The following is a 22213-nucleotide window of genomic DNA, read 5'->3' as shown; positions in this document are numbered from 1 at the left end:
ATTATCGGTGGTAAAAGATGATTACAGTTGGAATAGACCATGGAACATCGGGTATAAAAGTATGTATAAGAAATAGCAATAGTAATAATAGTAATAATAAAAATACATTTTTCACCATGACACGAACAGAATTAAAAAATAAATCTTTTTTAGAGGAATTAAAAAATTATGTAATGTTAAGTGATATAGACCTTATTTCAGTATGTTATTCAATGGGAGATGGCATAAATAAGATACTTCCAATAGATAAGGTAAAAAATAGAGGAGTAATAAACATAGAAGGAGTTGGGGAAAAGATAGGCGGGGGAACAAAGGTATATGATGAGATAAAAAACTCGGGAATTCCTGCAATAGTTATACCTGGACTTCATAAAAACACGGAATGTATGGATGAAAGATTCAGAGCTCTATACTCTCATGTGGCATCACCCGAAAAAATATCCATATCTTATACTGCATATAAAACATTTGGATTTAATGATTTTATATTATCGGATATTTCTTCAAATACTGTGAGCCTATTAATAAAGGATAAAAAGATTTTTGGAGGATTTGACGCCTGTATTGGTGCCATAGGCATATTACACGGTCCAATAGACCTAAAAATGATAAGAGACATTGATAGTCATAAAATTACGGCAAATGAAGCATTTTCAACTGCTGGAGCCATAAAAATAGTTAAAGATAAATATAAAGGTGTTGAAGATACAAAGAAAGAAATTTTAAAAAACTATAAAACTGATGAAAGATGCCGTCTTGCAATAGATTCTCTTATTTTAAGTGTAGCAATGGAAATAAATTCCTTAATGTTCTTAAATAAAGATAAAAACATAATTTTAGCTGGTTCTGTTGCTACTACGAAAGAATATGGAGTTCCAGAAAAATTAAAGGAATATCTAGATGGGAATATATATGTTTTAGATGGTGAAAGTGGAGCTCTTGGGGGAGCTCTGATAGCCGAGGATATATTGAAGGGTGAGAGAAATATTTTAGGAATAAAGGTGGATTATTAAAAATTTTAAATATATTTAAATTATTTTAAATTTATTTTTCCTTCTATTTTTATTTTTTTATTTTTTCTTCTTCTTATGCTTTTTAAACTTCTTTTTTTAACAATTAACGGCGTTCTTTCTACTTCCAGTCCATCGCTTGTTGGATATCTCTCGGAAATATAGGCACTGAAATTTATATTATAATCCATATTTTTTAATTCATCAATTAAATCTTCCAAAACATAAGGATTTAAATATATATTGTTATTTACCACTTCATAGGGGAGCTCGTTATAATCTAATATATCGATTATATCCTTAATATTCTCTAAATCATTAAAAGATATTATTCCCCTCAATATAAGTCCTTCGTTGGTAATTATGTCGTAATCCTTTGCTGTGTTTTTAGCTCTATTTATAAGCCGATTTTTCATTTGTATGCCGTCTTTTAAAGCAGAAGGGCAGTAATGGATGATAAGATTAAATTTATTAATAGTATTACTTTCATCTTTTTCTGTTTCTACTTTCTTTTTTTCTTTAAAATAATCAATTACCTTTTTAGCGGTTTCTTCACTTCCTAAAATTTCTGAAGCGTAGTCGTTTTTTTCTTTAAATCCCCTATGTTTTAAATTGTTATAGTTAGTTTCAGAATATTCTAACTCGTTAATATTTAAGAATTTTACACCTATTCTGTTTAATTCTTCCGCTAAATAAATAATTTCTTCTTCCATATTAGGTATTACTGGAATTTCCACGCCTACATCTTTTATATACTTCATACATAATTTTAATTTATTTAAAAAATCATCCATATAGGTTTTAAAATCCTCACTATCAAAGTCCTTTTTGCCATATATATTAAAGAATTTTGTAGGATGTAGCCTTATTTCATCCAATCCTGCATTTTTAAGCATTTTTAATTTATCCTCGTCTAAGTGGGTTGGTGTCGTATATAGGTGAGTATGGAAGTTTGAATTAAATTCATTTTTCAGAGCTCCGATATACTCGCAGGTTCTTTCTATTTTTAATAGTGGATTGCCTCCCGTAATACCAACGCCTTTACTTCCGCAAAGGTGAGCTTCATTTATGGCTTCTTCAACTGAGTTTATTTTCCTTTCATTTGCATAAATAATGTCTTTTTCTTTTCTATTTTCTGAAACTGGACAGTAAAAGCAGTTTTCTCCACATAATCCAGTGATGAATAAAACGAGTTTTTCTCCTCTTATACAGTATTGGCATCCTACTGGAAGATTTTTAATATTTTTAAATAAATTTCTCTCCAATTCTTCAATATCCATAATTATACCTTTTATTATACCTTTTAATTTTTATTATTTTTTATTATTTTTTATCTATTTATTTTTATCTCCTCTAAAATTATATTCAACAATTTTTTATCATTGGCAACAATCATATTGTACCTATCCGTTGTATTTAAATTAAATTTAAATTCATGTCCCTTCTCATCGGTAATTATAGCTCCTGCTTCCTTACATATAATATAGGAAGATGCAAAATCGGTTGTTCTGACATAGGGTCTAATATCAAATACAGCATCCAGAGCTCCCTTTGCAACATATGCCATCTCAACGCCAAACGCTCCCATAATCCTTGCACGCCTAACCTTTCCAATTAAATTTAGATTTTTATTTGAATAATAACTTATCACTGCTTCTTTTTCGATATATTTCTTTACTTTAATTTTTTCCCCATTTAAAAATGCTCCCTTCCCCACATAAGCTTCATAAATATTTTTTGTTAGGAACTCGTAGGTTAAACCATAGTATGGCTTGTTATTTTTAAATATTGCAAAGCAAAAGCCAAAACATGGAAAACCTGTTGTAAAATTAAATGAGCCATCAATAGGGTCAATTATAGCAGTCCATTCACTATTGTTATTTATAGTTCCTATTTCCTCACTTACTATATTGATGTTTAATGGTTTTAAATGTTTTAAAACAATATCTTCACTCATTCTATCTATTAATTCAGTGGTATCCCCACTTGGAGAATATCCAATAATTTTAGCCCCTTCTTTTTTGCCGAAATATGGCATTACTTCTTTTTCAATCTCTTTTGCTATTTTCAATCCGAGCTCATCCCAGTTCATATTTTCTCCCTTACTTTTTTTTATTTTATTATTATTAATTTATTATTCATATTGGTATCATGTATATTAGGTAATTGGTAAAATTGAAATTAAAAAATGAATGTAAAATTTATTTATATGTAAATTATAAATATTTATAAAATAATAATATGGAAAATAAAAAAACTTTAAAACTATTTTAAAATTATTTTAATTATTTAATTACTGCTATTTAAATATTCTTCTATTTTCTCTGCAAGGATTTCATAAGTCCATTTTAATTTATTTTCATCCCTTTCAAGAAGTGTTGTTCTGAATCCGTTTAATTCAGAGTTAAAGGATGACATCGGAACAATACATAAACCAGATGATGCAAGTAAATTATAAACAAATTTCATATCATGAGGTTTTCCATTTGATATTTCATCGACATATTTTCTGAGCTCAGGGTTTTCTATTTTTAATTTTTGATTATTGTTTAAATATTCTTCGTCAAATACTACTCCCATATAGAAAGCACCGTTTGTTTTATTTACTATGAGCCCATCAATAGGTTTTAATTTGTTGTATGCAAAATTTGAAGCTCTTTCATAGTAATTTCTCCTTTCGTCCAAATATTTGTAGAATTTTGGATTGCTCATAATTTCAGGTATGACTTTTTGGGGTAGTGTTGTGGAGCATACCTCAATCATCTTAAATTTACAGATGCCCTCGACATATTTTTTAAATACTGGGTCTTTGTCTGCATTATAGGTTTCCATCCATCCACATCTTGCACCAGGCCAAGGGAGCTCCTTTGATATACCTTTTAATGATATTCCGCATATATCATCTATAACTTCCGATAAATAGGTATGTTTTTTGCCGTTATAAACTAAATTGTGGTATATTTCATCGCATAATATAAATAAATCATATTCATTTGCAATATCTACAATCTCATCCAATACCTTTTTTGAATAAACTGCACCAGTTGGATTTCCAGGATTTATCACAAGTATTCCAGACACTTCGGGATTATATTTTACCCTATTTCTTAAATCATCCATATCAGGATGCCAATTGTCATTTTCATCCATCTTATACATAAGGGGATTACATCTTGCGTGCAATCCCTCTGCTGATGAGTGAGTTGGATATGCTGGTGAAGGTCCAATTACCCTTGATTCCTTTTTTAATAACCCGTATATTTTTGTTATTGCATCCCCAAGCCCATTGAAAAATATTATATCATCTGCTGTTATCTGAGCTCCGTTTTTTTTGTTGTTCTCTTCTGCAAGAAATTCCCTTGTTTCTAAAAGTCCCTTTGTTGGGCAGTATATGTATGAATCGTCCTTCATAACTGTTTCTGCAATTATTTCTTTTATCCAGTTAGGGACTTTTTCTCCCTTTATAATTGGGTCTCCTATGTTTTCCCATGTGATATTTAGTCCATAACCTTCTACTTTTTTTGCAATTTCGACAATCTCCCTTATCTCATAGGTGAGCTCTGTTGCTCCTTCGTGTATGATATTTGTTCTCATGCTATCACATTCTTTTATTTTAATTTAAAAATAACAACATGCAATAATAATAAATCAAAGTGATAATTATTATAATAAATAATAATTTAAATGTGGTATAATAATAGGAGCTCATAATAGGGCTCTAACTATAATTCTATAATAGAGTTCTATTATAAAGGTATTCCATAAAAAATTAAATTTATTTAATGAAAAACTATGTTATACTATATAATATTTTCGATTATTCATTTATAATAGGGCGGTATTATAATAAATATTTTAAACATTTTTATATTTATATATTTTATTTTATTATTTTTTTAAACATTTTAAAATAGATATTAAAAATTAAAAATGGATATTAATGGTTTATTATATAAAAATTTAAATAATAATAAATTTATTTAATTATATAACTTTATACTAATTGGTGAAAAACATGGTGCATTTATCCGAGATTCATTTAAAAAATTTCAAATCATTTAAAAACGCCAAATTAAAAATACCATCTGGATTCACTGCCATACTTGGTCCAAATGGTTCAGGAAAATCAAATATTATAGACGGTATATGTTTTGTTCTTGGAAAAACCTCCGCAAAATCATTAAGGGCTGGAAAATTTAATGAATTAATCACATACCACAAGAATAAAAGAGCGGATTATGCCGAAGTGATATTATTTTTTGATAATAAAGACAGAAAAATTCCCATAGATTCTGACAAGATAGGTATATCTAGAAAGGTAAAATTAAAGGGGGATAATAATTATTATATGATATGGTACGAGAAAAAAGAGAAAGAAAATGAAAAAGGAATAGAAAAACGAAAGAAAATGAAAAAATCCCAAATAATAGATATATTCAATAGAATTTCATTAAGTGGAGAGGGATTAAATATTATACTTCAAGGAGACCTTATAAGATTAATTGAGATGTCTCCAAAGGAAAGAAGGAAGTTAATCGATGAAATATGCGGAATTTCAGAATATGATGAGAAAAAAGAAAAATCACAACGAGAGCTGGAAAAAGCCAGGGAATATATCGAAAAAATAGATATAAGAATAAACGAAGTAAGAGCAAATCTTGAAAAACTTAAAAAAGAAAAGAATGATGCAGAACAGTATCTAAAACTAAATGAAGAATTAAAAACCACAAAATATATACTCACTTCAAAAAAGGTAGAGCTCCTAAAAGTAGTGATGGAAGATACCGAAAAAAATATTAATGCCTTGAAAGAATTAAAGGAAAAATTTCAGAGTAATATTTACAATATAAACGACGAGATAATTAATTTAAAAAATAAACTTGAAAATATCATAAATGAATTAAATGAGAAAGGAAATGAAGAAGTGATGGAGCTCCACAAATCCATAAAAGAACTTGAATTAAATATTGAAAATGATAAAAAGCAGTTAAACCATAGTTTGGATGATTTAAAAAATTCAAAATCCCAATTAGAAGCTAAAAAAATGGAATTAAATGAAACTCGGCTAAAAATAGAAAATATAAGAAAAGAAACGATGGAAAAGGAAAAAGAAATAAAATCCATTAAAGAAACTATAAAAAATTTAGAGGATGAAAGGAACTCCTTAAAATCATCTGTGGAGAGAAGTGAGACCCATATAAATATACTAAAACAGCAAGAGAGAAAACTTTCTGAGCGGTTAAATGAATATCAAAAGGAACTGCATAAATTAAGAACTGAATTAAACAATATAGTCGGTGAGATAAATAAAAAATCCTTTGATTTAAAACAAAATAATGAAACTATTGAAAAATTAAAAGAAGAACTTAATTTAATAAATAAATGTGCCGAAGATACAAAAACACTTTATAAAGAACTTGAAGATGTTGTTGTGGAATTGGAATTTTCAAAAAAACAACTGCAAAAATATGAGGGAGAGAAAAAGGAGCTCCAAAATAAAAGGGATAAATTATACTCAGAATATGCCAAAGAAAATGCAAAAATTAAGGCATTAAAAGAGATGGAAAATTTCAATGTAAATAGCACCATAAAAAGTATATTGGATGCTAAGCTTCCCGGTGTTGTGGATATCGTTGGAAATTTGGGAAAAACAAAAAATGAGTATAAAACAGCAATTGAAATTGCAGGAGGGGGGCGATTAAACCATATTGTAGTTAAGAGGATGGATGACGGAGCTCGGGCGATAGAATATCTAAAAAGAAATAAGCTTGGAAGGGCTACATTTTTACCTATGGATAGAATAAAGGGATATGAACCTAAACATATAAACGAAAACGGCGTAATTGGAAGGGCTGTTGATTTAGTGGAATTTAATGAGGAATATAGAAATATATTCAATTATGTATTTGGAAATACCATTGTTGTAAAGGATTTGGAAACTGCCAAGAATCTTTCAAAAAAGTATAAAGTTAGGTTTGTATCTCTTGAAGGGGATGTTATGGAGGCTTCTGGTGCTATGGTGGGAGGAAGTATAAGGCGGTCTTCAAATATAAAGGTTGAAATAGACACTTCGAAACTTGAAAAACTTGCAAATGAGTTAAAAGAAATAGAAAATAAATTAAATGGTGCTGATGGAATAAATAACAAAATTGATGAAATTACTAAAAATATAAATCTATATTCAGCTAAAAAAATGGAACTAAAAAATAAATTACAACTTATAAAAGAAAATGAAAACAGAAAAATAGATATTATTAAAAATAATAATAAAAAAATAAAAGAAATTGAGCTTGCAAATAAAAAACTTATGGATGAACTGGAAGAATTGAATGATTCAAAAGAGGAATTAGAATATAAAATAAAAAATCTTGAAGATAAAATCGATGAAACAATATCCACAAGAGAAAGGGTATTAAAGGAATTAAAATCATACGAGGATTCCACACTTATAAAAAGGATTAGGGAGGTGGAGGCAGAGATAGAATCACTTATCAGAAAGAGCGATGAATTGGAAAATGACACAAAACGAAATGCCGTTCTTATAAAAGAAGTTCTTATTCCTAAAATGGCGGAAACCAGTGAAAAAATAAAAGAATTAAATGAAAAAATAGGAATGTTCCAAAAAAATATAGAATTTTACAAAAATAACATTGAAAAAAATGTGCAAATATTACTGGATAAAAAAGATAGATATAAAGATCTCACCAAAGATTTAAAGGAGCTCACCGAGAAAAAGGCAATGTATCAAAAGCAGATGGAAGCATTAAATAATAACAAAAAAGAGCTTATCGAAAAGATTGAAGGTATTGATAAAGAAATAAATACGCTATTGATAGATAAGGCAAAATATGAAACTCGATTGGAGGAAGAAGAGAAAAAACTTTATTTATGTGAAAAAATTGAGGATGTATCTAATGGAATATTTAATAAAATAAGTGCCATGGAAATATCAGAGCTCGAAAAATATATTATAAAACTTGAAAATAGTATAAAAAAACTTGAACCAATAAATATGAGGGCTATTGAAGATTACGAATACATTGAAGAAAGATACAAGGAACTATTCGATAAGAGAAAAGAATATGAAGAAGATGAGAAAAAATACCTTCAATTAATAGAAGAGGTAGAGAAAAGGAAAAAAGAGGTATTTATGGAAGTATATGAAAAAGTTGCTAAAAATTACGAAGAGATATATAAAAATATTGGGGGAACTGGAAAACTGAGTTTAGAAAATCCTGAAAATCCATTTGAAGGAGGGCTTTTAATAGATGCTTCGCCTAAAAATAAAAGTCTTCAAAGCTTAGATGTGATGAGCGGTGGAGAAAAATCACTTACAGCTTTGGCATTTTTATTTGCCATACAGAAACTAACACCTGCACCATTTTATGTGCTTGATGAGGTTGATGCTGCACTGGACACAAAAAATGCAACTTTAATAGGAGATATGATTAAAAATGCATCAAAAGAATCTCAATTTATAGTGATATCCCATAGGGAGCAAATGATAGCTAAGGCTGATACACTTTATGGGGTTTATATGGAGGATGGTTTAAGCAAAATCGTTGGTATTAAATTATGATATTTATATTTTTTATTTCCATCAACAACAGTATGATGATTTTAACTTAATTATTTCTCAATGTTTTCATAAAATCGACTTTCTTATTTATTATCATCTTTTTTTTGCATTTCTTCGATATCTTTATCTATTTCTTCAACAAGCACTTTTCTCACATTGTGGTTTGCTAACGCATATAAGCCACAACCACAAAGAAATATTAGAAGTAAACTAAACAGAAAATCCATTTTTTCACCCAATTATTTTTATACTCTATTTATTTTAAATAAAATAAAGATTTCCATCCATCAATGGTCTGATTTTAACTCTTTTATAGATTAATATAAGAAATTCAAAAAGAGAATTTCCATCCATCAATGGTCTGATTTTAACCCAATCATAATCAGTTCCTTTCGAAACTAAAAATACATTTTCCATCCATCAATGGTCTGATTTTAACAAAAGAAAAGTTGCTGGAAATGGGGTATCCTACGCATTTTCCATCCATCAATGGTCTGATTTTAACTAAATATGTAGATATAGGATTAGGTTAAGGTGAGACTATTTTCCATCCATCAATGGTCTGATTTTAACAAGATAATGAAGAATCCTATCGAAGGGTGTATTATGTATTTTCCATCCATCAATGGTCTGATTTTAACAATTTAAATGTTTCTCCTTCCGAAAGCTTAATTTCGAGTTTTCCATCCATCAATGGTCTGATTTTAACTGATTATATTGTAGATAATGTTATCATTCCCAATCTGTTTTTCCATCCATCAATGGTCTGATTTTAACATTTAGCAGCATATCTAATGTGCTATGTTTTGTCATTTTTTTCCATCCATCAATGGTCTGATTTTAACAGTTCAAAATTTTTCTTATTTTGCATAAAATAACTTTGCATTACTCCGATATAAACCTTGCATCTCGAATCTCATTGATTTTTGTTATTTATATAAGTTTTAAGGGTGATTTACGACAGATAATTTAAAGGTATTTAGGAATATAAATGATATTAAATTGATATTTTTTTAAAATCTAAAAAATCTACAAGGAACAGATAAAAATAATATAATATATAAGAAATCTCCTAAAAATCTCTATAATTCTATTTATTTAAATATATTAATTATACTAAAAAATCCATCGATTTACGACGGATAGATTAAAGATATTTTAAAAAATAAAAGTTAAATAATCAATATAATAAAAAAATGATGAATATTTACAGGGATAGTAATATATTACTAATAAAGAAAAAAATATTAAAATAACTTAATATTTTTATAAAATAAAAAAATCTCCTAAGATGCACCATAGAAAATCATAAACAGTAGATTATAAATATTAGATTTTATTTAATTTTTATTGATAATCTATCTTTTTTATTATAATATTATATTCTTAATTACGGAGGAGAACCATGGATTTAAACGATTTAAAATATATAGAAGAAAAACTTGGAAGAAAACCAAATGACGTAGAAATTGGGATGTTTGAAAACCTTTGGAGCGAACATTGTTCATATAGGAGCACAAAACATATTTTAAGAACATTTGGAAAAACTATAAAAGAAAACCAAAACATTGTTGTAGGTCCCGGAGATGATGCAGCATTAATAAAAATTGATGAAAAAAATGATTTATGTGTAGCAATGGCAATGGAAAGCCATAACCACCCTTCATATATCGACCCATACAACGGTGCTGCAACAGGAGTTGGAGGGATTGTAAGGGACATAATTTCCATGAATGCCAAACCAATAGCTTTAATGGATGCTCTTAGATTTGGAGATATAAACGGAAAAGAGCAGGACAAAGTAAGATGGCTTGTTGAAGGAGTTGTTGAGGGCATTGGAGATTACGGAAACAGAATAGGGGTTCCAACTGTTGGTGGAGAATGTGAATTCGACAAATCCTACGACTACAACAACCTTGTAAATGTGGTATGTATTGGACTTGTAAAGGAAAAAGATATAATTACGGGAAAGGCAAAAGAACCAAACTTATCCCTTATACTTGTTGGAAGCACGGGAAGGGATGGAATAGGTGGAGCATCGTTTGCTTCAAAAGACCTTACAAGCGAAAGTGAGGAAGATAGACCAAGCGTTCAGATTGGCGATGCCTTCACAGAAAAATGCTTGATTGACGCCACCTTAGAGGCATGCAAAACAGGTAAGATTAAGGCAATGAAAGACCTTGGAGCTGCGGGTATTACTTCGTCGTGTTCTGAAATGTGTTATAGTGGAGGTGTTGGTGCCGAGCTCTACCTTGAAAATGTTATACTTAGGGAAGAAGGTATGACTCCTTATGAAATAATGGTTTCAGAATCACAGGAAAGAATGCTTTTAGCTGTTGAGGAGGGAAGCGAAGAGGAAGTTATAAAAATATTTGAAAAGTATGAACTCCCTGCATCTGTTATAGGAAAAACCACAGATACAAAAAATTTAGTGGCAAAAATGAATGGAAAAACGATTGTAGATTTGCCGTTGGAATTACTTTGTGAAGCTACACCCATATATAGAGAAGAAAAAGATTCCATATTAGAAACCCCTGACAATAAGGATGAAATACCTCAACCAGATGATTTAAACGATATTTTATTGAGATTATTAAAAAGCCCAAATATAAATTCAAAGGAATGGATTTATGAGAGATACGACCATGAGGTTCAAATAAGAACCGTTGTAAAACCTGGAAAAGATAGTGCAGTATTGCGACTTATTGAAAGTTATCCAAAGGGATTAGCCTTAACAACAGATTGTAATCCAACATACTGTAAATTAAATCCATATATTGGAAGTGTTAATTTAGTATGTGAATCAGTAAGGAATTTAGCTACTGTTGGAGCAAAACCTATTGGAATGCTTGATAATTTGAATTTTGGAAACCCTGAAAGACCTGAAAGAATGTATCAAATAAAAAAATGTGTTGAAGGAATCGCTGACTGTGCTGAATTCTTTAATATACCCGTAGTTGGAGGAAATGTAAGTTTATACAATGAAACCATAATTGACGGAAAGGATTATCCAATAAACCCAACACCTACAATATGCATAGTTGGAACGATTGAAGATGTTGAAAAGGTTCCTTCTGTATTTAATAAAGTAAAAGAAGGGGATATATTAATAATTACAAATGAGACAAAGGACGAAATGGGGGGAAGTGAATACTATAAATACATACACAACATAGATAAGGGAATAATTCCAAGAGCAGACTTAGAAAAGGAAAAAATAATATATTCCACAGTAGCTGATTTGATAAATGAAGGTCTAATAAATGAAGCTTCCGACTGTTCAAGAGGAGGTCTTGCTGTTGCTATCTCAAAAATGTGCATAAATAACAATATTGGTGCTGAGCTCGATTTAACAGAATACAATAAAAACAATTTAAGAGATGATATACTGCTATTCTCAGAAACATCTGGAAGAATAATACTTGCTATAAGTGAAGAAAATAAGGATAAAGTTATCGGAGCTCTTGGGGAAAACGCATATATCATTGGAAAAATCGGTGGAAGTTCATTGAAAATTATAAACAACAATAAAGAAATTGTAAATATAGATATAGAAAAGATGAAAAAAGGATATAAAAATGCATTCTCTGAAATGATGGGAGAGATGTAATAATGTAGTAAAATATAAAAAATAAATAAATTTATATTTTTTATAATTATTTATTTTATTCTTTATTTATTCTAAAATTTTATATAAAGTATTTCTCTCTTTTGGAATTCTTCCTATCCTTAAAATCATATCTTTTATTTCATCAACAGATACATAAACACCATGCTCTGCCCCAGCTGATTTTGAAATATTTTCCTCAATAAGAGTTCCACCAAAATCATTAGCACCGCATTTTAAACCGATTTGAGCCATTTTAAACCCTAATTTAACCCATGAAACTTGGATGTTTTTTATAACATCTTTAAATAAAATTCTACTAATAGCATAAACCTTTAAATCTTCCAATCCAGTAGCTCCTCCTCTTGCTTTTCCTTCATTGTATATAGGGGCCAGTTTATGCATAAAACTTAATGGAACAAATTCAGTGAATCCATTAGTTTCTTCTTGAATTTCTTTTAAAATAAATAAATGATTTACTATATGTTTATACTCTTCGATATGACCATACATCATAGTAGATGTTGTTTTTATACCAAGTTTATGTGCAGTTTTTATTATTTTAATCCATTCCTTAGTAGATAGTTTTGATGGACAGAGCTCCGACCTAACTTCGTCATCCAGTATCTCAGCAGCAGTTCCAGGCATTGTATTTAGTCCGTTTTCTTTTAGTATTTTAAGTGCCTCTTTAATGTCAATACCTGCGTTTTCAGCCCCAAATTTAATTTCCATCGGTGAAAATGCGTGGATATGTATATCACCATAAGGTCTTGTAATATCATGAACTTTTTTTAATATCTCAGCTTGAAAATAGGTATCTACAACAGGATGAAGTCCCCCTTGAATACATACCTCAGAACATCCATATTTTTTTGCATCAAGAGCTCTTTTGGCAATTTCATCAGTATCTAAAAAATATGCATCTTCATCATCTTCATCCCTTCTAAATGCACAGAATTTACAATCTCCAACGCAGATATTTGTAAAGTTGATATTTCTATTAACAACATAACTTACAATATCCCCATTTATTTTTTTTCTAAGATTGTCTGCACATTTTAATATATCAAAAAAATTTTCATTATCTTCAAATAGTTCTAAACATTCTTTTTTTGAAATATCTCTTTCACAATATTTTTCTAAGTCCATATAACCACCAGATATTTAAATAAATCTAAATTAAATAAACCTAACTAAATTTAAATAATTTAAATTAGAATATTAATTTTATAATTAGTATCTTGTTATATTTTGTTATGCAAATTATGAATTATTATGTATGACATACTCACATACTGTAAATAATGGATATTTACCACCTATAATAATATTAAATAATGTTATGTTGAAATAAATATGATATGATAAATACATGGTAATAAACATATAGTATAATAAACATAATTATAAATAAATATATAATCATAATAAAAATAAGCATATAATTTATTTTATACCCCATATTAGATTATTTAACTATTATTTTAAAGTTTAAAGGGTTACTTTATTATATAAATACTTTTCTATTTAACTTAAATAGAAACCAAATATATACTAATAACAACAATATATATTATGGTAATACTGCCTAACTCATAAACAAAAACCAAAAGGTGAAAAAATGAAATTTGGTATTGAGTTTGTTCCTAACGAACCTATAACAAAAATTTGCTACTATGTAAAATTGGCAGAAGATAACGGATTTGAATACTGCTGGATTACAGACCACTACAACAACAGAAATGTATATATGACTTTAACATCAATTGCAGGCGTAACAAACAAAATTAAAATGGGTCCTGGTGTTACAAACCCCTATGTAAGAAGTCCAGCTATCACAGCATCAGCAATAGCTACCTTGGATGAAATATCTGGAGGAAGAGCTACATTAGGTATTGGACCTGGTGATAAAGCAACATTCGATGCATTAGGTATTGAATGGACAAAACCAGTTGCAACAATTAAAAAATCAATTGCTGACATGAGAACCTTATTAAAAGGGGGAAGATTAGAAACAGGAGCTCAGTTGGCAGTAAAACCATTAACAGAAGTTCCAATTTATATGGGAGCTCAGGGACCAAAGATGCTTGAAACAGCAGGTATGATTGCAGATGGTGTTTTAATTAACGCATCAAACCCAAAAGACTTCGAAGCTGCTGTTCCATTAATTAAAAAAGGTGCAGAAGCAGGAGGAAGAAGCATGGATGAAGTTGATGTTGCAGCTTATGCCTGTATGTCAGTAGATAAAAAAACAGAAAAAGCTAAACAAGCAGCAATTCCCGTTGTAGCATTCATTTCAGCAGGTTCTCCAGCTATCGTATTGGAAAGACATGGTATTGATGCTGAAAAAGTAGAAACAATAAGAGGAGCTCTTAAAAAAGGAGACTTTGGAACAGCATTTGGAACAGTTGATGATACAATGATGGAGGCATTCTCATTGTATGGAACACCTGATGAAGTTGTTGAAAAAATAGCAGCATTGGCAAAAATGGGAGTAACTCAGGTTGTTTCAGGTTCTCCAATTGGACCTAACAAAGAAACAAGCATTAAATTAATAGGTAAAAAAGTAATTCCAGCATTAAAAGAATTATAATTGCTTTTCTTTTTAATTATTTTTTATTAAAATTTAAAAAATTAAAAAAGTTATAAATAATTATAAAATTATAAATTTATTATTTTAAATTAAGCTCTTTTATCAATGTTCCAATTTTTGATGGATTTACTATATTTACATCTATCTTTTTATCTTTCACAGTTATTTCCACTGTTTTTTGACCTTCAACGGATAATTGAACCCCCACTCCTTTTTTTTCAAGAGCTCCTATTAACCCAATAAGCATTTCCATATCCATAATATCACTTTTTTATTATTTTATATTATAATTATAATATATATTTACTCGTTTTTTTCCATCTTTTTAAATTTATCGCAGGCATTTTCAGCTGCAAGAGCTAACGGGTCAATTACCATTGAAACTGGTGGAGCATAGCAAAACTCCATATTTGCGAGCTCATCACAAGTCATATTTTTGGCAATAGCTATGGACATGGCATCTACTCTTTCAGCCACTCTCTCCCCACCAACAATTTGACATCCTACAATGTTTTTATTCATATCACATATTAATTTAATATCTATCAATTTTCCGCCAGGATAATACCTTGCCCTTGTAAGAGCTCTTGCTCTTCCAACTATTACATCGAGTCTATTTTGATGAGCTCCGAGCTCACTCATACCAGTGCCTGCTATTTCAATATCTCCTATTTTTGACACCATGGCATTTAAAACTGGATTAAATTTGGCATCAATACCTACAATATTTTTTCCTGCAACTTTGCCCTGCCTTACAGCCGTTGTTCCAAATGGTGATAATGTAATCTGTTTTGTTATTAAATCCACAACTTCCACACAGTCTCCAACGGCATATATATTTGGTATTGAAGTTTGCATTTTTTCATTTACCTTTATAGCCCATCTTCCTATTTCACAGCCTGCCTTTTTTGCGAGCTCGGTATTTGGTCTTACCCCAGTAGCCATGATAACCATATCGCAGTTATATAAATCTCCATCAATTACTGCACCACTTACTTTGCCATCTTCATCTCCGACGATTTTTCCAAGTGGTTTTTCAAGTATAAATTTAATACCTGCATCTTCTAAGTATTTCATAACAATCTTAGCCATGTCTATATCCAGAGCTCGTGGTAATATTTGAGGCGCCATCTCAACAACTATCACATCAAGTCCAAGTTTTTTCAATGCGTATGCTGTTTCAAGTCCAATTGCCCCAGCTCCTGCAACTATTGCACTTTTTGAATTTTCTGCATATTCTTTTATTTTCATACCATCTTCAATTGTTCTTAATTTAAAAACTCCTTCTAAATCCGCACCTTCAATTGGTGGAACAAAAGGAGAGCCCCCCGTGGCTAAAACAAGGTAATCATAAGTTAATCCTATTTTATTATTTCCTTTATCCTTATATATTATTTTGTTATTCTTTGAATCTATATCCAAAACCTCTGACTCTGTAATCACATTGATATTTCTATCCTTTTTATATTCTTCGGGAGTATGCATTACTATATCTTCAAATGAAGGTATTTCATTACATATTACATAGGGAATAGCACATGGTGAATATGCTATATGTTTCTCCTTTGTGATAACTATTATATCCATTTCTTTATTATATTTCCTTATTGTTGAAGCTGTGGTTAATCCTGCTGCACCACTTCCGATTATAACAACTCTCATTTCTTCACCTATTTTTATTATATTTAATATGGTATCTTGTTTATCATATATATAAATAAATTTCACTGATATTTAATTATTATTGATTTATATAACTTATTTTTGATTGTTATATTTAAAATTTTTATGTTTTTAAGATTTAAAAAATAACGCAAATAATTGATTATATTATAATATAAATAAAATTAAAAAATAATTAAAATAAATAACATATATCTATTCATTGTTTATTTTTTAACAATACCTTAGCCAGTGGTTTTGCCCAAGAGGCTTCCAAAATTACACTTATTATTATTGTTGCAAAGGTTGCAACTAGTATTGCCCCAGCTAACTCTGTTGGAGGCATATATTTTGATATTGAACTTGGAACAATACTTGGATTGTTCATAATCTCAGAATATACCATTGCAGACATTGTTGCAGGAACTACTCCCCTTGGACCTTCCAATGCAATATATATACGCTCTAAAAATGGTCTTGCAGGAGGTATCGAAGTTGCAATTAAAACACCAATAGGTCTTGCTAAAAGTATGGAACCCAAAGCACATATCGTTGCGGGAATTGCATAATTTTCTAACAATGAAATGCTCACACCTGCACCCAACAATACAAATATTAATATTCTAATAAATGTGGATAATTCTCCAAAAAACATTGAAACTCTTTCCATTTCTTTTTTATATCCTGGTTTAGGAGCCATGGTATTCCCTATGTAAAGTCCCATAATTGCAGCTGCCATAAAACCACTAATTTCATAGCCTGTAATTTGCGGAAAGATGCCCTCAGCAAAATACCAAAATGCTATACACAAGCCAAGTGTAAATGGTGCTATATAATCACCAAACTTAATTTTTGAAACAATAATTTCATAAAATTTGCCTGCAATAAGACCCAATATAATACCGCCAACTGCAAGAGAACTAAATTCAAGTATTGGATTTTCACTAGCAGCTAATCCCATTGCCGACAAACATATCAATGCTACAACAATACCAAGGGGGTCATTAAAAACACTTTCAGCTTCGAGAGTTATTGCCACCTCTGGATTCATATTCATTTTTGAGAATATTGGAATTAGAGTTGCAGGGTCAGTAGCACATACAATTGCACCAAATAAGAACCCGATTATAGCCAACAATGGTAAATGAAATACCCAATTAAATACTATTCCAGATATTGCACATACTACAAGCAATGCAATGACATCGAGTTTAACTATTGTTCCAAGGACCTTTTTCATAACGTCCCATTCCATTTCATAAGAGCCTATGAACAAAAGAATTATTAAACCAAAATTACCAATAAATTCAAATGAGGTTTCCACAATACCTTTTGGTATAATGTTGAAAAAGGAAATAAGCAGTCCAAATATCAAGAGTAATGGAATATCTGGAATACCAAATTTTTCTGCCAATTTTGCTATCAGGGAACCTCCTGCAAACAGAATGGACAGATAACCAATTGCTAATATAACATCCATATATATCACCCAATTTTGAATATGGTATTAGTTACATCCATACTATAAAAAACTTATGTAATCCTCTTAAATTTAAATATAGTCATATTATATCCGACTAAAAAATAATATAGATAAAATAAAGTAAAATTTTACTATTATATCTCTGCTTAAAATATTATTCAATAGGAAATCTTAATATTGCTCCTATTCCACCAAGACCCTTTAACTGTTTTCCTGCATCGTGTTCTGTGGATATAATTACGGTTTTTCCACCAATATTCTCAACTGAATTTACAATATTTTCCATCTTTTTCCTATTTTTTCTCAAAAATTCATCCGTTATAAGAAGTGTTTCTATTGCAGAGTAGTTTAAAGCATTCTTAACATCATCAAATCCATAAACTGCAAGACCCCTTTTTGAAATCTCTTCTAAAAGTTTATTTACAAGTTGAGTTTCTTTACTTAATCTTGCCTCACCATATATCCTATCGATTATTCCGGATTTTAAAACTTCATTAAGTCCCAATCTTCCAGTATGGTTTGTAGATTCAAATATGGTTCTTTGATAGATATCGTTATATTTTTCAGATAAATATTTTTGAAAATTATTTTTTCCAAATCCTGGACCTGCTACAAGAATTTTACCCTCATATTGACTTATTGCATTTGCTATTTCATTATAATAACTTAATTTTTCTTGTTCCTGTTGTTTGTAATTTAATCTCTTTGACAGACTTGATTTTATATGTGCTACTTCCTTAGCACCATATTCTCTAACTAAATATATATTTGCTTCGAGCTCATCCATGATAACTATTACAACCTTTGGCTTTTTCGCAGAATTTTCTGCATCTTTTAACCGTTCTAAATCCCATCTTTTCCAATTTTTTTGGATAGATACCTCTGTATATGGCTCTATATCAATTGTATGATAGGAACCTAATGGAATATCATCTGGACCATATATTATCTTACCACTTACCCTCAACCTATTTGTATCCTCATGAAAATTTATTTTTTCTGCCTTAATTCCTAAATATACCCTTTTTTTTGCTCCTCTATCAGCCCTTAATTTGTCTCCTTTATCTTCAACCCTTCGTTCTGTCATGGCAGATACTGCACTGTTTTTTTCAATAATATTGTAAAGATGCCAAAGGTCATCCAAGTTCTCAGGCATCACTTTAATTATATTTTTTTCAGGTATTTCCTTAATAATTTTCATAATCTAACCTTAATTAATTATATATTTTTATTTATCTACTTTTAATTTATATTTTTATATATTTTCATTCATTAATATTTATTCAATAAATGAGAGCTCGCCATCTTCAAGAATATTTATTATGAATGGTTTTTTAACAATTCTTTTATTGATGTTATCCTTCACATTTTTGTGTATTAAATCAAGTATTTCCAATGAGCTATATTTTACATGAATATCATTTTCATCGGAGGTTTTGAATACCATTTTTGGAATATCAAAAACATCAACACCTTCTTTGATGGTTAATTTTACAGGAGAAATTATATCGTTGTAAATCCTTAAAGTATTTCTTGCCTTTTCCACATTTTCCTTTGCCCTTTTTTCTATCATACTTATATTTGCTCTGCTTGTATTCATCATTTTTGCTATTTCTTCCTGAGTTAATCCCTTTTTTCTTAATTTTAATACTTTTATTTGAGTATCTGTTAAAAACGAATCCATAAAATCCCCTTATGTCTAAATTACAATAAATTAATAATAATAAATTTAATAAATAATGAATAATAAGTTAAAATAAAATATATTAATTATATAGTGATTATTTATTAATTAAATCTGCAATAATGGTATCCACGCTAATTTTACTTACTTCTGATGGGTAGGTATCGGTGCCAATAACTTCATCGGCACCCCCAACATATAACTTATTCAGGGCATCGCCAATCAATACGGGATGAACACAGGATGCTATTACCTTTTTTGCCCCCTGCTCTTTTAACATACCTATTGCTGTTGCCATTGTGCCTCCTGTGGATATGATGTCATCTACAATAAGAACATCTTTATCCTTTACATCCAAAGTTTTAGGAGCTATATTTATTTCAGTTGGAGATATTCTTGTTTTTTCAAGATAATCATATTCACAGTTTAAAACCTCCGATGCAGTTTTTGCCAGTTCTATTGCTCCTTTATCAGGTGAAAGAACAACGGGATTTTTTAATTTATCCTTTACATATTCTGCCAATTTATCCACTGCATTACCATAAATAAACGGAATATCGAAAAATGCCTTTATATGTGTTTCATGAGGATTTATGGTTATAAGACTGTCGCATAAATTAGAATATAACTTAGCCAGAGCTCTGATACTTATGGGTTCTCCAATATTGAATTTTTTGTCCTGTCTTGCATAAGCCAAATAAGGAGCTACTAAATTTATGGATTTTGCACCTTCATCCCTCAGTGCATCGCACATTAAAATAGTCTCGACAATGGAATCATTCTGATTATTCTGCGTCTGAATCAAAAAAATATCTTTATCCTTTACATCTCCATGAATTCTAACATACAATTCTCCATCTGGAAACTTTCTAAATTCTGTCCGTAGGAGCTCCGAGTTTGTTAATTTCGAAACTCTAAATGCCAAGTCCTGAGAGTCTGAACCTGATACAATAATAACCATTTTTTATCACCATATATTAAGTATAATAATATTTTATTTTTTTATTTTATTTTTTTAAAATTTATTCTTTTTATTTTTCATTTTTCTGCTTTTTTCTGATTTTAATCTTATATCATAAATTAATATATAATTCATTTTTATAATTTTAAATTTTAAATTATTACATATTATTACATAGTTATCTTATAAAATAAATATTATGTAGTTTAAATATTATGTAGTTTATTTTATTTATCAATATTCTATGTTATGATTATTCCAATATACAATAGGTCTATAATTTATTACATGAAATATATAAAATATATAAAATTAATCCTATTTATTGTAAAAAAGTGAAATTATGTATGATTTTATTATAATTGGTTCTGGTGTTGCTGGATGCACTATATTTAAAGAATTAATTAATAAATACCCCAATAAAAAGATACTTCTACTTGAAAAAGGAAATAGTCCAAAATACATCTCCGAAGGAAATAACAAGGTGCAGGTTTTGTATGTAAATTCCCTTGGAGGTTCTGCATTATATTCTGTTGGAAATGCCTTTAAAATTGATTTAAGATACATGGGGATAAGTATTAAAGACGATATATATAATGAGATTGAAAATGAGCTAAATGTTAATTTAGTTCCCCCAAATTTTATTAATAAACCTACTCAAAATTTATACAATTATGGATTTAAACGAACTCCAAAATTTATAAATTTCAACAAATGCCGCTCCTGTGGAATGTGTGCAAGTAAATTATGTAATGCAAAATGGACTCCACGGAATCTTTTATTACCTAAAAACAGTAATGGTAAAATAATCACCAATTTTGAAGTTTTAAATATCCAGAAAAAAGAAAGGGTATTTTTTGTTGAAGGGAGTTATAGAACTAATAAAAATAATAATAAAAATAACACCAACATTAATGAAAAAAGAATATTTAAAGGAAAAAATGTCATACTTTCTGCTGGGGGAATCAATTCTCCAAGAATATTAAGTTCTATATTGGATAATGAGTATATTGGAAAAAACCTTTTTGTAGATACATTTATCACAGTTGGTGGTGTTTTAAACGATGCAAATTTAAATAATTCAATCCCTATGTCGGTTTATAAAAAATACGATGATTTTATACTTTCGCCTCATTATTCTACATTATTATATAATCAAATAAAAGAAGAAAATAAAATAATAAAAAACAGTGATATATTTGGTTTAATGATTAAAATAAAAGATGATAATAACGGCATAGTTGGAAAAAATTATGTATATAAAGATATATCAAAAAAAGATGATGAATTATTTTCAAAGGGATTTAAAGAGGCATTAAATATATTTTCAGATATGGGAATAGACAAGATATATAAAACCATTCCAAGAGGCTCTCATCCATCAGGAACATGTGCCGTAGGGAAGGTAGTAAATAAAGATTTTGAAACTGAAATAGATGGTTTATTTGTTTGTGATGCTTCTATATTTCCAAAACCTATTGGATTACCGCCCATCCTTGGAATAATTGCAATTGGCAAAAAATTGTCACATATACTTTAATATGGATATATAGTTATAAATAAATATAACTAAATTAAATATAACTAAATTATAAATAAATACATGCATAATTTAAGATATATCTTATTTTTTA

At 29.2% G+C, this 22213-nt stretch carries 16 protein-coding genes and 1 CRISPR repeat array; of the genes, 5 read left to right on the top strand and 11 right to left on the bottom strand.

What is annotated here, in order from left to right; genetic code table 11:
- Positions 1-17: 17 nt before the first annotated feature.
- The gene (locus METOK_RS01020; RefSeq protein WP_013866387.1) at positions 18-1013 is read left to right on the top strand and encodes a methanogenesis marker 12 protein; all 996 of its coding nucleotides are present in this window, start codon (positions 18-20) and stop codon (positions 1011-1013) included.
- A gap of 20 nt (positions 1014-1033) precedes the next feature.
- Here METOK_RS01020 and METOK_RS01015 read toward each other — a convergent pair whose 3' ends face one another.
- The 3 genes from METOK_RS01015 to METOK_RS01005 form a co-directional block, all read right to left on the bottom strand.
- Complete coding sequence (locus tag METOK_RS01015; RefSeq protein WP_013866386.1) at positions 1034-2290, bottom strand: radical SAM protein; 1257 nt, start codon at positions 2288-2290, stop codon at positions 1034-1036.
- Positions 2291-2340: 50 nt separating this feature from the next.
- On the bottom strand, positions 2341-3102 hold the full coding sequence (locus METOK_RS01010) for a bifunctional fructose-bisphosphatase/inositol-phosphate phosphatase (protein WP_013866385.1): 762 nt from the start codon (positions 3100-3102) through the stop codon (positions 2341-2343).
- Between the two features lie 197 nt (positions 3103-3299).
- Positions 3300-4604, bottom strand: a complete 1305-nt coding sequence (locus METOK_RS01005; protein ID WP_013866384.1) for a pyridoxal phosphate-dependent aminotransferase — start codon at positions 4602-4604, stop codon at positions 3300-3302.
- 421 nt (positions 4605-5025) lie between these two features.
- Here METOK_RS01005 and smc point away from each other — a divergent pair, with 421 nt between their 5' ends.
- Positions 5026-8589, top strand: coding sequence for a chromosome segregation protein SMC (gene smc / locus METOK_RS01000; protein ID WP_013866383.1), 3564 nt, complete (start codon positions 5026-5028; stop codon positions 8587-8589).
- An 83-nt stretch (positions 8590-8672) separates the two neighbouring features.
- Here smc and METOK_RS08605 read toward each other — a convergent pair whose 3' ends face one another.
- Positions 8673-8816: a hypothetical protein gene (locus tag METOK_RS08605; RefSeq protein WP_013866382.1), complete on the bottom strand. Its 144-nt coding sequence runs from the start codon at positions 8814-8816 to the stop codon at positions 8673-8675.
- 49 nt (positions 8817-8865) lie between these two features.
- Positions 8866-9434: direct repeats of the CRISPR family, unit length 30 nt; unit sequence ATTTCCATCCATCAATGGTCTGATTTTAAC.
- A 560-nt stretch (positions 9435-9994) separates the two neighbouring features.
- Between METOK_RS08605 and purL the strand changes: the two genes are divergently transcribed.
- Complete coding sequence (purL, locus tag METOK_RS00995; protein ID WP_013866381.1) at positions 9995-12199, top strand: phosphoribosylformylglycinamidine synthase subunit PurL; 2205 nt, start codon at positions 9995-9997, stop codon at positions 12197-12199.
- Positions 12200-12265: 66 nt separating this feature from the next.
- Here purL and cofH read toward each other — a convergent pair whose 3' ends face one another.
- The gene (gene cofH, locus METOK_RS00990) at positions 12266-13345 is read right to left on the bottom strand and encodes a 5-amino-6-(D-ribitylamino)uracil--L-tyrosine 4-hydroxyphenyl transferase CofH (protein WP_013866380.1); all 1080 of its coding nucleotides are present in this window, start codon (positions 13343-13345) and stop codon (positions 12266-12268) included.
- A gap of 472 nt (positions 13346-13817) precedes the next feature.
- On the opposite strand from cofH, the gene mer reads away from it, so the two are divergent.
- Complete coding sequence (gene mer / locus METOK_RS00985; protein ID WP_013866379.1) at positions 13818-14789, top strand: 5,10-methylenetetrahydromethanopterin reductase; 972 nt, start codon at positions 13818-13820, stop codon at positions 14787-14789.
- A gap of 79 nt (positions 14790-14868) precedes the next feature.
- On the opposite strand, the gene METOK_RS00980 is transcribed toward mer, so the two are convergent.
- The 6 genes from METOK_RS00980 to METOK_RS00955 form a co-directional block, all read right to left on the bottom strand.
- A complete protein-coding gene (locus tag METOK_RS00980) occupies positions 14869-15048 on the bottom strand; it encodes a hypothetical protein (protein ID WP_048057821.1) in 180 nt (59 codons plus the stop codon).
- A gap of 44 nt (positions 15049-15092) precedes the next feature.
- Complete coding sequence (locus METOK_RS00975; protein WP_048057820.1) at positions 15093-16451, bottom strand: FAD-dependent oxidoreductase; 1359 nt, start codon at positions 16449-16451, stop codon at positions 15093-15095.
- A 220-nt stretch (positions 16452-16671) separates the two neighbouring features.
- On the bottom strand, positions 16672-17931 hold the full coding sequence (locus METOK_RS00970) for a cation:proton antiporter (protein ID WP_013866376.1): 1260 nt from the start codon (positions 17929-17931) through the stop codon (positions 16672-16674).
- Positions 17932-18088: 157 nt separating this feature from the next.
- A complete protein-coding gene (locus tag METOK_RS00965; RefSeq protein WP_013866375.1) occupies positions 18089-19135 on the bottom strand; it encodes an mRNA surveillance protein pelota in 1047 nt (348 codons plus the stop codon).
- A 78-nt stretch (positions 19136-19213) separates the two neighbouring features.
- On the bottom strand, positions 19214-19618 hold the full coding sequence (locus tag METOK_RS00960; RefSeq protein WP_013866374.1) for a Tfx family DNA-binding protein: 405 nt from the start codon (positions 19616-19618) through the stop codon (positions 19214-19216).
- Between the two features lie 97 nt (positions 19619-19715).
- The gene (locus tag METOK_RS00955) at positions 19716-20579 is read right to left on the bottom strand and encodes a ribose-phosphate diphosphokinase (protein ID WP_013866373.1); all 864 of its coding nucleotides are present in this window, start codon (positions 20577-20579) and stop codon (positions 19716-19718) included.
- 343 nt (positions 20580-20922) lie between these two features.
- Here METOK_RS00955 and METOK_RS00950 point away from each other — a divergent pair, with 343 nt between their 5' ends.
- Positions 20923-22119 carry a GMC family oxidoreductase N-terminal domain-containing protein gene (locus METOK_RS00950; RefSeq protein ID WP_013866372.1) on the top strand — a complete coding sequence of 399 codons (1197 nt, stop codon included), beginning with the start codon at positions 20923-20925 and terminating at the stop codon, positions 22117-22119.
- The last annotated feature ends 94 nt before the right edge of the window (positions 22120-22213 follow it).

The organism is Methanothermococcus okinawensis IH1 (assembly GCF_000179575.2).
Lineage (GTDB): Archaea > AGJL01 > Methanococci > Methanococcales > Methanococcaceae > Methanofervidicoccus > Methanofervidicoccus okinawensis.
Note: the sequence above shows the minus strand (reverse complement) of the source record. Positions and strands in the feature narration are given on the sequence as shown.